Origin of the sequence: Herbaspirillum sp. WGmk3, from assembly GCF_023952535.1 — a bacterium.
Taxonomy (GTDB): Bacteria; Pseudomonadota; Gammaproteobacteria; order Burkholderiales; family Burkholderiaceae_D; genus Herbaspirillum; species Herbaspirillum huttiense.
The window spans coordinates 400,685-413,828 of sequence record NZ_JAKYWT010000004.1; the positions used below are offsets into that span (position 1 = coordinate 400,685).

The following is a 13,144-nucleotide window of genomic DNA, read 5'->3' on the forward strand; positions in this document are numbered from 1 at the left end:
ACAACACGCGCTCTGACTCAGAGCCGCTAAGGACATGACGCCACGCGCAAGCCCAAATGAATGTGGCCCGATGGCGTCATGTCCTTAGCGTCCCCGGACGGATCTGCCCTGCAACATTGAACATGTTGTGGCCGCAGGGTGTCGTCCAAAAGTCAGAGAGGGCATCGATTGCTCAGATGCCCTCTTTGCCTGCCGGCGCCCATCAAACTAACGCCGGCAAAAGTAACGTGTTGTGGGTTTAGTGTATAGCTTTATGCAGGCCTTGTAAATCGTAGACGTCCAGCGCGTCCAGATGGCGCATGCCTTCCACTGCCGCTTCGGCACCGGCGATGGTGGTGAAGGTGGTCACGCGGGCCGCCAGGGCCGAAGTGCGGATCGCTCCGGAGTCGGCAATGGCGTTGCGCTTTTCTTCAACGGTGTTCACCACGAGGGCGATCTCGTTGTTCTTGACCATGTCCACGATGTGCGGCCGGCCTTCCACCACCTTGTTGACGGTGGCCACGGGAATGCCGGCCGCGCTGATGGCAGCCGCCGTCCCCTTGGTGGCGACAATCGAGAAGCCCAGCCCAACCAGGTCGCGCGCCACTTGCACGGCACGCGGCTTGTCGCTGTTCTTCACCGACAGGAACACCTTGCCCGACTTCGGCAGCTTCACGCCGGCACCCATCTGCGACTTCACGAAGGCTTCGCCGAAGGTCTTGCCCACGCCCATGACTTCACCGGTGGACTTCATTTCAGGGCCGAGGATGGTATCCACGCCCGGGAACTTGACGAACGGGAACACGGCTTCCTTGACGCTGTAGTAAGGCGGCACGACTTCGTTCTTGATGCCCTGGCTGTCCAGCGACTGGCCGACCATGCAACGCGCGGCGATCTTGGCCAGCTGCAGGCCGGTGGCCTTGGAGACGAAGGGCACGGTGCGCGATGCACGCGGGTTCACTTCCAGCACGAAGACGGTATCGACGGTCTTGCCATCGACTTCACTTTGCTGGATGGCGAACTGCACGTTCATCAGGCCGACCACGTTCAGGCCCTTGGCCATCAGCGCGGTCTGGCGCTTCAGTTCTTCGATGGTGTCCTTGGACAGCGAATACGGCGGCAGCGAGCAAGCCGAGTCGCCCGAGTGCACGCCAGCCTGTTCGATGTGTTCCATCACGCCGCCGATGAAGGTACGTTCACCGTCGGAGAGGCAGTCCACATCCACCTCGATCGCATCGTTCAGGAAGCGGTCCAGCAGCACCGGAGAGTCATGCGAAACCTTGACGGCTTCACGCATGTAGCGCTCCAGGTCACGTTGCTCGTGGACGATTTCCATGGCGCGGCCACCCAGCACGTAGGACGGGCGGACCACCAGCGGATAGCCGATTTCCTGCGCCAGTTGCAGCGCGTCGGCTTCGGTACGGGCGGTACGGTTGGGCGGCTGGCGCAGGCCCAGGTCCTGCAGCAGCTTCTGGAAACGCTCGCGGTCTTCGGCGGCGTCGATCATGTCGGGCGAGGTGCCGACGATGGGCACGCCATTGGCTTCCAGGTCCAGCGCCAGCTTCAGCGGGGTCTGGCCGCCGTATTGGACGATCACGCCGACCGGCTTTTCCTTGTCGACGATTTCCAGCACGTCTTCCAGCGTCACCGGCTCGAAGTACAGGCGATCGGAGGTGTCGTAGTCGGTCGAGACGGTTTCCGGGTTGCAGTTGACCATGATGGTTTCGTAACCATCGTCACGCATGGCCAGCGCGGCATGCACGCAGCAATAGTCGAATTCGATACCCTGGCCGATACGGTTCGGGCCACCGCCCAGCACCATGATCTTCTTCTTGTCGGTCGGGTTGGATTCGCACTCTTCGTCATAGGTCGAATACATGTAGGCGGTATCGGTCGAGAACTCGCCCGCACAGGTATCGACGCGCTTGAAGACCGGACGCACACCCAGCTTCTTGCGCTGTTCGCGCACGGCGGTGTCGGTGGTCTTCAGCAGCTTGGCCAGGCGGCGATCCGAGAAGCCCTTCTGCTTCAGCTGGAACAGGGTCGCCTTGTCCAGCGACTCCAGCGCCACATCCTTTTCCAGCCACAGTTCGATGTCGACGATCTCCTTGATCTGCGACAGGAACCACGGGTCGATGTGGGTCAAACCATGCACTTCTTCCAGCGAGAAGCCTTGGGCGAAGGCGTCGCCCACGTACCAGATGCGATCCGGACCGGGTTCGCCCAGTTCCTTCTCGATCAGTTCGCGGTCGGTGGTCTTTTCGTTCATGCCGTCCACGCCCACTTCCAGGCCGCGCAGAGCCTTCTGGAAGGATTCCTGGAAGGTACGGCCGATGGCCATGACTTCACCCACGGACTTCATCTGGGTGGTCAGGTGCTTGTCGGCCTGCGGGAATTTCTCGAAGGTGAAGCGCGGGATCTTGGTCACGACGTAGTCGATGGACGGCTCGAAGGACGCCGGGGTCGCACCGCCGGTGATCTCGTTGCGCAGTTCGTCGAGGGTGAAGCCCACGGCCAGCTTGGCGGCGATCTTGGCGATCGGGAAGCCGGTCGCCTTGGAGGCCAGTGCCGAGGAACGCGAGACGCGCGGGTTCATTTCGATGACGATCATGCGGCCATCGGCCGGGTTGACCGAGAACTGCACGTTGGAGCCGCCGGTATCCACACCGATTTCACGCAGCACCGCCAGCGAGGCGTTACGCATGATCTGGTATTCCTTGTCGGTCAGCGTCTGGGCCGGCGCCACGGTGATGGAGTCGCCGGTATGCACACCCATCGGGTCCAGGTTTTCGATGGAGCAGACGATGATGCAGTTGTCCGCCTTGTCGCGGACCACTTCCATTTCGTATTCCTTCCAGCCGATCAGCGATTCTTCGATCAGCAGTTCGGAGGTCGGCGAAGCTTCCAGGCCGCGCTTGCAGATGGTTTCGAATTCTTCGGCGTTGTAGGCGATGCCGCCGCCGGTGCCGCCCATGGTGAAGGACGGACGGATGATGACCGGGAAGCCGATGGTCTTCTGCACCGCCCACGATTCTTCCATCGTGTGCGACACGCCCGAACGAGCCGAACCCAGGCCGATCTTGGTCATGGCTTGTTTGAACTTGGAGCGGTCTTCAGCCTTGTCGATGGCTTCCGGAGTCGCACCGATCAGCTCGACCTTGTACTTGTCCAGCACGCCGTTGCGGTGCAGGTCCAGTGCGCAGTTCAGCGCGGTCTGGCCGCCCATGGTCGGCAGGATGGCGTCCGGCTTTTCCTTGGCGATGATGCGTTCCACCGCTTGCCAGGTGATCGGCTCGATGTAGGTGGCATCGGCCATTTCCGGGTCGGTCATGATGGTGGCCGGATTGCTGTTGACCAGGATGACCTTGAAACCTTCTTCACGCAGGGCCTTGCAGGCCTGGGCGCCGGAATAGTCGAATTCGCAGGCCTGGCCGATGATGATCGGGCCAGCGCCAATGATCAGGATGCTTTTGATGTCAGTACGCTTAGGCATTTTGTTTCTTCTCCATCATCGCCACGAACTTGTCGAACAGGGGAGCGATGTCATGCGGTCCAGGGGATGCTTCGGGGTGGCCCTGGAAGCAGAAAGCAGGTTTGTCGGTGCGCTCGAAGCCTTGCAGCGAGCCATCGAAGAGCGACACGTGGGTCACGCGGCAGTTGGCCGGCAGGGTCGCCTGGTCCACGGCGAAACCGTGGTTCTGCGAGGTGATCATCACCTGCTTGCTGTCCAGGTCCTGCACCGGGTGGTTGGCGCCGTGGTGGCCGAACTTCATCTTGAGGGTCTTGGCACCGGAGGCCAGGGCCATGATCTGGTGACCCAGGCAGATGCCGAAGGTCGGGATGCCGCGCTCGATCAGTTCCTTGGACGCAGCGATGGCGTAATCACAGGGTTCCGGATCGCCAGGACCGTTGGAGAGGAAGATGCCGTCCGGATTCAGGGCCAGCGCTTCGGCGGCGGTGGCTTGTGCCGGCAGCACGGTGACCTTGCAGCCGCGCTCGGCCAGCATGCGCAGGATGTTGTACTTGACGCCGTAGTCAAAGGCGACCACGTGGAATTTCGGGGTGATCTGCTGGCCATAGCCGCGGCCCAGGCGCCATTCGGTCTCGGTCCAGTTGTAGGCCTTCCGGGTGGAAACCACCTTGGCCAGGTCCATGCCGGCCAGGCCCGGGAAGGCGCGCGCCAGTTCCAGTGCTTTGGCGGTAGCGGCAGCGATATCGGCTTCACCGGCGACGATGGCGCCGTTCTGGGCACCCTTCTCGCGCAGGATGCGGGTCAGCTTGCGGGTATCGATGCCGGCGATGGAGACGATGTTGCCTTCCTTGAGGTAATCCGACAGCGATTGCTGGCTGCGGAAGTTCGACAGCAGGCGCGGCAGGTCCTTGATGATGAGGCCGGCGGCGTGGATCTGCGAAGCTTCGACGTCTTCACGGTTCACGCCCGTGTTGCCGATGTGCGGATAAGTGAGGGTGACGATCTGGCGGCTGTAGCTGGGGTCGGTCAGGATTTCCTGGTAGCCGGTCATCGCGGTATTGAACACGACCTCACCGGTGGTGTTGCCTGCGGCGCCGATGGAAAAACCTTGGAAGACAGACCCGTCTGCGAGCGCGAGGACGGCCGGAATCGCGGGACCGGAAAGAAGAGGCAGCAAGGGTAACTCCTGAGATTGTTACCGCCGCGGCTGGATGACCGGTAGACCTTTGCGCGCCAAACTGACCGGCGCGAACACCCCGACTCATTCGGTACGGAAGCGTGGCTGGGCCTGTTGGGAACGAGGAAGAGGAATGGGTATGCGCTACGGCGGATAAAATTGGCTAAACCGCTCGATTATAGCGCAAAAGCCTCCCTCCGGCAAATCGTAGATTGCCGAAAGTTGGCGTAAATTGCACCGAAATTGCACCGAAACAGCGTGCAAGCAAGGCGGGAACGCCGGCCGGCAAGGCCGCCGGCGTCGAAGGGAAATTACAGGCCCAGGGCAGCGATACCGGCCTTGGCGATCTGCACGTCTTCCGAGGACTTCACGCCGGAAACGCCGACGGCGCCGACGTAATGGCCTTCAACCACCACCGGCACACCGCCTTCGAGCAGGCCGTCCAGGCCGGGGGCGCTCAGGAAGGAGACGCGACCGTTGTTGATCATGTCTTCATAGATCTTGCTTTCGCGGCGGCCCAGGGCGGCGGTGCGGGCCTTGGCCGGGGCGATCTGCGAGGAGATCGGGGCAGCGCCGTCCATGCGCTGCAGCCACAGCAGGTGGCCGCCGTCGTCGACCACCGAGATGGCCACGTTCCAGTTGTTGGCACGGGCTTCGGCTTCAGCGCCGGCAGCGATCTTCTTGACGTCGTCCAGCGACAGGAACGGTTTGGTTTGCATGGTGGCTCCGATAGGCAGAAAAAATTGAACGCTGATTGTACGGCCAGAAAGTCTTTTTTGACATCCCGCCCGGCCAACTCATCTTTCACCAATAGATGAAGATTTTTGCATCAACGCGGCCCTCTCGATCGCTTTTCTCATGCATCAAGGAAACTTTCTGCAAAAACGTAAATCATTTAGCCGAAATATTTTCCTACCCCGTGTAGGAAAAACACTGACTGGGAGAAGCCGCCAAATACCCCGCTTTTGCCCCATAAATGATTTCAGTTTGACAAGCTGGCACGAATCCAGCTTTTGACAAGCCGTAAGATTTACCTTACAGTCCCGCAATCCTATTTTGAGAGGATCCCGATGACCCTACGCCGATCTGACCGAATCCGACGACAAACCGCTCGTGCGTGCGCGCTCGCAGCCGGCCTTTGGATCAGTGCATCGGCCTATTCCGCTGACCTTTCCCTGGCAGCGCAGGATCTTCCCCCTCCCCAAGCCACCTCCCCGCAAGCCCAGCTGCTGATCAGCAAGACCAATCTCGCGATCGCCCGCCTGCAAGACATCACCAACCGCGCCTCCGAACTGGCGACCCAGGCCCTGGCCATGCTGGGCATCAATTACCGCTACGGCGGCAATTCGCCCGATACCGGCCTGGATTGCAGCGGACTGGTGCGTTACGTCTTCAAGGAAGCATGGGGCACCGACCTGCCGCGCACCTCGCTGGAAATCAGCCGCGTGGGCGAGAAGATCGGCAGCGACAACCTGCAGCCCGGCGACCTGGTGTTCTACAACACCTTGCGCCGCGGGTTCTCGCACGTCGGCATCTACCTGGGCGACGGCAAGTTCATCCACTCCCCTTCGGCCGGCGGCCAGGTGCGTATCGAGAGCATGGACGAGTCCTACTGGAAGAAGCGCTTCAATGGTGCACGCCGCATCATCGCAGGTGAAGAAGAACAGAAATGATCACCATCGCGGTGCAGACCGCATGGCAAAAGGCCGCTGGAGACAGCGGCCTTTTTTTCGTTCATAGTACGGCCAAAAACGGCCAAGCCATCAATTGCCGCCGGTCGCCATGAGCTTGAGCTTGCGCTTGATTTCCGGCATGGCAGCGGTGGCGGCCTGCTCGCCAGCCAGAATGGCCACGTTGCGGCTGGCGAAGTCGCTGCCTTTCATCGCACCCAGGCCCGGCTGCAGGACGATGTCGGCGTTCTTCAACTCATACTGGTTGATGGTCTGGCCCATGATGGCGAAGGTCTGCAGCAGCACGTCGATGGAGCTGCTGGAGGCCGCCTGCGCCTCCGGATTGGCCGAGATGTTGACCGCGATCACGAAGTCCGCTCCCATCTGCCGCGCAAAGCGCACCGGTACCGGCGACACCAGCCCGCCATCCACATAGGTGTGGTCGCCGATCCTGACCGACTGGAACACCCCCGGCACCGCTGACGAAGCCCGCACCGCGGTGCCGGCATTGCCGCGCTGGAACAGGATGGGCTGGCCGGTGCGCAGGTCGGTGGCGACCGCGCCGAAGGGGATCTTGAATTTCTCGATGGGGACGTTGTGCACGGCCTTGTTGACGTAGTTCTGCACGCCCTCGCCCTTGAGCACGCCGCTGACCTTGGAGAACAGCGGCACCGACCAGTCCGAGATGGCGGCCTCATCCATGGCCAGCGCCAGCTTCTGCAGGGCGAAGCCATCATTGCCCGCCGCATAGAGCGCCCCGACCAGGCTGCCGGCGCTGGTGCCGGCCACCACATCGACGGTGATGCCTTGGGCTTCCAGTGCCTTGATCACGCCGATGTGGGCAAAGCCGCGCGCTGCGCCGCCGCCCAATGCCAGGCCGATCTTGATGCGGCGTGGCGTCGGTGCCGCCGTGGCGCTGGGCGCAACCGCCGTACCGGCCGGCGTGGCTCCGCTGGCCTCCACGGGCTTGTTGCCAGCGCCGCCCGGCAAGAGCGAAGAGGTACCGCAGGCAGAGAGAAGAAATACCGAAGCGATGGCCGCAGCCATCAAGCGAGAGGAGAGGCGCATGACGCGAGGGAAAGCAGTGACGAAGCCCGACATTGTACTGCAAGCGCCCTGCCCGTCCGGAGAGCACGGAAGGCGGTGGTGTAGAATGCGGCCCCTGGCTTTTCGATCCGGTCCGGCCCATCCAGGCATCACAGGCAGCATAGGCACATGAATATCGTCATCAACGAAGAACTGAAGCAGTACATCGATCCCCTCACCCCCAACGAGTACGCGGCGCTGGAACGCAGCCTGCTGGCCGAAGGCTGCCGCGATGCGCTGGTGCTGTGGGGCGACGTGCTCATCGATGGTCACAACCGTTACGAAATCTGCAGCAAGTACGATCTGCCTTTCAAGACGATCCAGAACGACAGCTTCGGCTCGCTGGAAGATGTGCTGCTCTGGATGATCGACAACCAGCTCGGCCGCCGCAGCGTCTCGGACTTCCAGCGCGGCATGCTGGCCCTGCGCAAGCGCGACATCATCGCCGCCCGCACCAAGGCCGAGGCCACGCCAGCGAAAAACACCAGCACTGAAGAGAACGAAGGCGCTGCCGCCAGCGATGCGCCTGCGGCCAGTGACGATCCCTGGCACGCCGACGACAACACCGGCCGCATCAAGACCCGCGAAGACATCGCCCGCGCCGCCGGCATCAGCAGCGCCACCATCGGCCAGATCGACCGCATCCGCAAGACGGCCGCGCCCGAGCTGGTGGAAGCAGTGCGCAATGGTGCCATCTCCATCAATGCCGCCGCCGCCGTGGCAACCCTGCCCAGCGAGGCGCAGGTCAGCGCCGTGGCCGGGGGCAAGAAGGAATTGCGCGAAGCCGCCAAGAAGGTGCGCGAACAGAAAGCTGCCACCCGCACCCCGCGCGCACCCAAGCCCGATGAGGCGATCACGGAAAACGCCATCCCGCTGGTGGAGGGCCAGGAAAACGAACTCACTGCCACCCTGCGCCGCGAAATCGCTGCCCTGCAGTCGCGCGTGAGCCGCCTGTCGGAAGAGAACCAGGGCCTGCGCGCCGAACTGGCCCTGCTCAAGGGCGCCGCTCCGCAGCAGGACTGAAGCGCCCTCTTTCATGGCCACCTTCACCATCGCCCGGCGCGCCGAGATCGAACTGGAAATCCGCAAGAGCCGCTTCATCGGCATCGTCACGCCGGTGCCCGGCCGCGAAGCCGCCATGCAGGAAATCGCCCGAATGCGTGATGCCCATCGCAGCGCCACCCATGTCTGCTGGGCATTGATGGCCGGGGGCCAGTCCGGCATGTCCGACGATGGCGAACCGTCAGGAACGGCGGGACGCCCGATGCTGGAAGTGCTGCGCCACCACGAGCTCGATGGCGTGCTGGCCATGGTGGTGCGTTACTACGGTGGCGTCAAACTCGGCGCAGGCGGTCTGGTGCGCGCCTATACCGAGGCGATTGCGACTGCGCTCAAGAGCACGGAGCGCACCGAACGCGTGGCCCAAGCCGAGATCGAGATCGGCGTGGTCTATTCCGCCGAGCCGCAGCTGCGCCACTGGCTGGCCCAGCAGAAATACGAATTGCTGGACAGCCGCCACGACACCCTGGCCCATCTTCACCTGCGCTTGCCCGAAGCGGCGCTGTCGCAGGCCGAGGAGGCCATTCGCCGGCTCTCTTCGAACGCCGAGATCAAGCGCATCATCTGATCCATGCGCGCCCGCCGTGCCGCTTCGGGCGGACGCGACCACAGCATGTCGAATTCCGCCACGAGCAGGTGGTAGTCGATTTCCGTCAACGGTGTTGAAGCATTCATGCCACCCTCAACGGTCCCGTGCCACACTGCGCGCCACGAAGATCGCCAGTGCCGGTGCCAGCGTGAACAGCGCCAGCAATACCCAGGCTGCGCGCGCAGTGGCCTCTGCCCCGCCCGCTCCCAGCCCGGCCTGATTGGCCACCAGTCCCGCCAGTGCCGCCCCCAGCGCCATGGCAAACAATTGCACCGTCGTGATGGCCGACGAGGTCAGGTTCTCTTCGCCGGGCTGCGCCGCATGCAGCGCACGGGCCACCAGATGCGGCCAGCCCATGCCGATGCCCAGGCCCGTCGCCCCCAGCGCCAGCACGATCAGGCCATCGGCCAGCGCGCCAGCGGGCAGCCATTGCGCCGGCATCAAGAACGCCAGCAGCGCCATGCCCAGCGTCATCATGCAGGGACCGAGCCGGATCATGCGCAAGGCCGCCCGTCCGCTCAGACCCGAACCGCCCAGCGAACCCAGGCTCCAGCCCGCTGCCATGGCCGCCGTCGCATAGCCGGCGCCCAGCGGGTCGTAGCCGTGCAAGCCCTGCAGGAAATACGGCAGGAAGATTTCCACGCAACTGCCCATGACCAGCAAGGCGATGCAGGCCATCACCCCGCCCATCACCGTACGCGGCCGATAAGCCGCGTGCGGCAACAGGTTCGCGCGATGGCGCAGGTCGATACGCGCCATCCACACCGCCAGCAGCAACCCCGCCAGCACGCAGGCCGAGGCCAGCCAGTCATCATCGGCCTGTGCGGCCAGCGCTACCAGCACTACCGATGACGCCAGCAAGGCGATGCGACCCAGCGGCACGGCCTGCGCCGGGCCGCTCGCGCTGCGCACCGTCGCCGGCCCCAATTGCCGCCACACCAGCCAGGCCTGTGCGGCAAGCAAGGGCAACAGGGCATAGAACGCCACGCGCCAATGGCCGCTGGCGGCAAACAGGCCACCGACGGCGGGCCCCAGCAAGGTCGAGACACCCCACATGCCGGACACCAGCGCGATGGCACGCGGCCACATGCGCGGCGCGAACACCAGCGGGATCAGGGCATACGCCAGCGCAGCCAGCAGACCGCCGCCGACGCCCTGCACCGCCCGCCCCGCCAGCATCCATCCCATGCTGCCTGCGCTGCCGCACAGCAAGGCGCCGCTGCCGAACAGCGCCAGTGCCATCAGGTAGGTGGCGCGCGCGCCCAGCGCCCCCATGAGCTTGCCGGTCAAGGCGGAACCGGCGATGGAGGCGGCCACGAAGAGCGTCACGTTCCAGGCGTAATACGCCAGGCCGCCGATATCCCGCACCACGGAGGGCAGGATGGTGGTGACGATGTGCACGTTGATCGCATACAGGGCGACCCCACCGGTCAGCGCGACGGCGCGCCAGCGGTGCGGGCCCAGCAGTTCACCCCAGCCGGCTGCAGCCGGCGCGGCGCCTGGGGAAAGGGATGAGGTGGAAGAACGAGTCATGGCAACAGGCCTTTCTCAATGCAGCGGACACGATGCGTGGCCCGGGACCGCATCGACAAGGATGGGACACCGGGATATTATGCAAGTCAATTCTTGCTTAATTACCGCAAATGGTAAGAGCAATTTTTTAATTAAACAAGTAAACACTTGGAAAATATCATGCGCGATGAAAGCTCTGCTGCCGACACCGGCCCCAGCACGGCCGAACGTCTCCTGCTGCGCCTGAAGACACGCGGACCGGCGTCCACCGCCGAACTGGCAGGCGAACTGCAGATCACGCCCGAGGCGGCGCGCCAGCAATTGCAGAAGCTGGCGGCCGACGGCCTGATCTGCCCGCGCCAGGTCCAGACTACCGTGCGGGCCGGAAGGCCGCGCCAGGACTGGGAGTTGACCGGTGCCGGCCATCGCCGCTTCCCGGACACGCATGCCCAACTGACGGTGCAACTGATCGGTTCGATCCGCCAGCTCTTTGGCGAACCCGGCCTGCACAAGCTGATCGACCAGCGCGAGCAGGACATGCGTGCGGACTACCTGCTGCAGTGCGACGGGATCACGGCACCCGGCAAGCGCCTGCAGCGGCTGGCCGAGCTGCGCACCGCCGAGGGCTACATGGCACGGGTGGAAAAGCAAGGAAAGGATTGGTTGCTGATCGAAGACCACTGTCCCATCTGCGCCGCCGCCAGCACTTGCCAGGGATTTTGCCGTTCGGAGCTGCAGCTCTTTGGCGAGGTGCTGGGCGAGGAGTTCGCCATCACCCGGGAGGAACACCTGCCCGCAGGCGGCCGGCGCTGCGTCTATCGTATCCGGCGCTTGCCCGTACGCTGAAGCGCGGAACTGCCGGCACGGCCGGAAATGTGCGAAGATCGCGCTCGCCGCGCCGCCTCGGGGGAGGCCGCACGGCCATCGCCACAAGCCAACGCGCCAACGTACCAACACCAGGGGAAGCCATGCCGCCAGACCAGAGTGATTTCGATCCCGTACTCTTCATCAAGGATGGGCCGTCAACGCCCTTGCTCGACCCCGTACGATATCCGTACATGCTCAACCAAAGGGGCGTGGGCAGCCAGAGCGAGACCGCCGTGGGCGAGCTCATCACGCTGGCACCGGAAGCGCCGGCCCTTGAACGCGGTGCGACCTACCGCGACATCGCCCATTGGCAGCGCACCGTCACACCCAAGGACTGGCCCTCTTACGAGATTACCGAATTCGATTTCCGTGTTCCCGAGGTACGCTACGAGCCGCTGCCCGCCACTCCGGAGAACGCCCAGGCTTTCGGCGCGACCCTGTTGCGCGACGGCCAGTGCCTGCACTTTCCCTTCGACAACCTGGTGATGGCCGACTACACCTATGGCAAGTGGGCCGGCTATGAATCGCCCTACCTGGGCGATGGCCGCAGCCGCGAGCTGCTGACCTGGAATGCCACCGACCTGGAGTATCACGATTTCGCGCACATCTTCTTTTCGCGCGGACCCGAACCGCTGGTGATCACGGTGGCGCGCTGGCGTCCTTACGTCAATGAAATCAGCCTGGCCGACCTGTGGGTGGAACCGGGCGATGCCCTGGTGATCCCGCCCAAGCGCATGGCCCCGCCGCCCACGCCGGGCATGAGCGAAGAGGAGAAGCGCCTGCTGGTGGTGGACATGCACAACAACCGCAATTCAGCCCAGGCCTGCCGCCGCTATGACGGCCCGCCCGCCCTGTTCACGGTCACGGTGCTGGCCGATGCGGCGGTGATGTCGGCACCGCTGACCCGCCCTTATTATCACGAAGAAAAACAGCCGACCTGGCACGGCATGCTGCGTTAGGGCCGCTTCCCCATTACTGCTGGCCCAGCTCCCGGTACAGATCATTGGCCCGCATCAGATGCGCGCGCATGGCGTCGGCGGCGGCATCGCCGTCATGCGCGGCAATGGCGTCGACGATGCGCTGGTGCTCGGCCAGGGTCAGTTCCTCCGCGCCGGGGGCGCGCACCAGGGTGGTGTAGAACTCGCTGGCCCAACGGAACATCGACTCCACCACCGAGGGGAAGATGGGGTTGCCGCTGATGTCGGCGATCTCGCGATGGAAAGCCATGTCGCGTTCGATGAATTCCTCCAGGTTGACCATCGAGGCGCGGTGTGCGGCGATGGCCTCGCGCAGGCGCGCGACCTGCTCCTCGGTGGCGCGTTCAGCGGCCATGCGGGCGGTGCTGGTTTCCAGGAAAACGCGCGCTTCCTTCATATGCCTGAGCATGTCCGGCTTGGTACGCAAGAGATGCTGGGCACCGGCCGCGATCTGGGCGATCAGGCGGTCGGCCGTGGGATCAACCACGCGCGCCCGTTCACCATGGGCAATTTCCACGAAGCCGGAACGCTCCATGGCCTGCAGCGCTTCGCGCACGGCCGGACGGCCCACGCCGTACTGGTCCATCAGGTCGCGTTCGGAAGGCAGCTGGGAACCCGCCGGGAATTCCCCTTGATGAATGCGCGCCATCAGGCGCTCCAGGACTTCCTGGTATAACTTGCGTCGCTGTATCGGTTCCGGCATGGCTGCACTGTCTCAATTGTAGGTTTCGTTGGACGCGCACTCTACCACAATCC

11 protein-coding genes are annotated in these 13,144 nt (G+C 63.8%); 5 read left to right on the forward strand and 6 right to left on the reverse strand.

All coding sequences use genetic code 11. The annotated features are described in order from the left end of the window. Positions 1 to 238 precede the first annotated feature (238 nt). From carB to MKD49_RS17505, 3 genes are all read right to left on the reverse strand, one after another. Positions 239 to 3,472: a carbamoyl-phosphate synthase large subunit gene (carB, locus tag MKD49_RS17495; protein WP_121038208.1), complete on the reverse strand. Its 3,234-nt coding sequence runs from the start codon at positions 3,470 to 3,472 to the stop codon at positions 239 to 241. Continuing rightward, positions 3,465 to 4,628: a glutamine-hydrolyzing carbamoyl-phosphate synthase small subunit gene (carA, locus tag MKD49_RS17500; protein ID WP_008326829.1), complete on the reverse strand. Its 1,164-nt coding sequence runs from the start codon at positions 4,626 to 4,628 to the stop codon at positions 3,465 to 3,467. The genes carB and carA overlap by 8 nt, the downstream gene beginning before the upstream one ends. Positions 4,629 to 4,939: 311 nt before the next feature. After that, positions 4,940 to 5,347: a heme-binding protein gene (locus tag MKD49_RS17505; RefSeq protein WP_034338629.1), complete on the reverse strand. Its 408-nt coding sequence runs from the start codon at positions 5,345 to 5,347 to the stop codon at positions 4,940 to 4,942. Between the two features lie 351 nt (positions 5,348 to 5,698). Here MKD49_RS17505 and MKD49_RS17510 point away from each other — a divergent pair, with 351 nt between their 5' ends. Beyond that, entirely contained in the window at positions 5,699 to 6,301 is a 603-nt protein-coding gene (locus MKD49_RS17510; protein WP_039788715.1) for a C40 family peptidase, read from the forward strand. A 90-nt stretch (positions 6,302 to 6,391) separates the two neighbouring features. Here MKD49_RS17510 and MKD49_RS17515 read toward each other — a convergent pair whose 3' ends face one another. Beyond that, positions 6,392 to 7,366, reverse strand: coding sequence for a patatin-like phospholipase family protein (locus tag MKD49_RS17515; RefSeq protein WP_252696923.1), 975 nt, complete (start codon positions 7,364 to 7,366; stop codon positions 6,392 to 6,394). 147 nt (positions 7,367 to 7,513) lie between these two features. Between MKD49_RS17515 and MKD49_RS17520 the strand changes: the two genes are divergently transcribed. Both MKD49_RS17520 and MKD49_RS17525 read left to right on the forward strand, forming a co-directional pair. Further along, positions 7,514 to 8,407 carry a hypothetical protein gene (locus tag MKD49_RS17520; RefSeq protein ID WP_252696924.1) on the forward strand — a complete coding sequence of 298 codons (894 nt, stop codon included), beginning with the start codon at positions 7,514 to 7,516 and terminating at the stop codon, positions 8,405 to 8,407. Between the two features lie 13 nt (positions 8,408 to 8,420). Further along, positions 8,421 to 9,011, forward strand: a complete 591-nt coding sequence (locus MKD49_RS17525) for a YigZ family protein (protein WP_034338619.1) — start codon at positions 8,421 to 8,423, stop codon at positions 9,009 to 9,011. A 114-nt stretch (positions 9,012 to 9,125) separates the two neighbouring features. On the opposite strand, the gene MKD49_RS17530 is transcribed toward MKD49_RS17525, so the two are convergent. Further along, positions 9,126 to 10,565 (reverse strand): MFS transporter, encoded by a 1,440-nt coding sequence (locus MKD49_RS17530; RefSeq protein WP_252696925.1) that lies wholly within the window; start codon positions 10,563 to 10,565, stop codon positions 9,126 to 9,128. A 159-nt stretch (positions 10,566 to 10,724) separates the two neighbouring features. Between MKD49_RS17530 and MKD49_RS17535 the strand changes: the two genes are divergently transcribed. Together MKD49_RS17535 and MKD49_RS17540 are read left to right on the forward strand one after the other, a co-directional pair. Then, entirely contained in the window at positions 10,725 to 11,390 is a 666-nt protein-coding gene (locus MKD49_RS17535) for a metalloregulator ArsR/SmtB family transcription factor (RefSeq protein WP_252696926.1), read from the forward strand. Between the two features lie 212 nt (positions 11,391 to 11,602). After that, positions 11,603 to 12,370, forward strand: a complete 768-nt coding sequence (locus tag MKD49_RS17540) for a hypothetical protein (protein ID WP_252696927.1) — start codon at positions 11,603 to 11,605, stop codon at positions 12,368 to 12,370. Positions 12,371 to 12,383: 13 nt separating this feature from the next. On the opposite strand, the gene MKD49_RS17545 is transcribed toward MKD49_RS17540, so the two are convergent. Next, positions 12,384 to 13,091 carry a transcriptional regulator NanR gene (locus tag MKD49_RS17545; protein WP_121038190.1) on the reverse strand — a complete coding sequence of 236 codons (708 nt, stop codon included), beginning with the start codon at positions 13,089 to 13,091 and terminating at the stop codon, positions 12,384 to 12,386. Between the last annotated feature and the right edge of the window lie 53 nt (positions 13,092 to 13,144).

Bases quoted from the DNA above. Each gene is read 5' to 3' on its own strand.
- carB (WP_121038208.1), bottom strand. From the start codon at position 3,472: ATGCCTAAGCGTACTGACATCAAAAGCATCCTGATCATTGGCGCTGGC.
- MKD49_RS17505 (WP_034338629.1), bottom strand. From the start codon at position 5,347: ATGCAAACCAAACCGTTCCTGTCGCTGGACGACGTCAAGAAGATCGCT.
- MKD49_RS17510 (WP_039788715.1), top strand. From the start codon at position 5,699: ATGACCCTACGCCGATCTGACCGAATCCGACGACAAACCGCTCGTGCG.
- MKD49_RS17515 (WP_252696923.1), bottom strand. From the start codon at position 7,366: ATGCGCCTCTCCTCTCGCTTGATGGCTGCGGCCATCGCTTCGGTATTT.
- MKD49_RS17520 (WP_252696924.1), top strand. From the start codon at position 7,514: ATGAATATCGTCATCAACGAAGAACTGAAGCAGTACATCGATCCCCTC.
- MKD49_RS17525 (WP_034338619.1), top strand. From the start codon at position 8,421: ATGGCCACCTTCACCATCGCCCGGCGCGCCGAGATCGAACTGGAAATC.
- MKD49_RS17530 (WP_252696925.1), bottom strand. From the start codon at position 10,565: ATGACTCGTTCTTCCACCTCATCCCTTTCCCCAGGCGCCGCGCCGGCT.
- MKD49_RS17535 (WP_252696926.1), top strand. From the start codon at position 10,725: ATGCGCGATGAAAGCTCTGCTGCCGACACCGGCCCCAGCACGGCCGAA.
- MKD49_RS17540 (WP_252696927.1), top strand. From the start codon at position 11,603: ATGCTCAACCAAAGGGGCGTGGGCAGCCAGAGCGAGACCGCCGTGGGC.
- MKD49_RS17545 (WP_121038190.1), bottom strand. From the start codon at position 13,091: ATGCCGGAACCGATACAGCGACGCAAGTTATACCAGGAAGTCCTGGAG.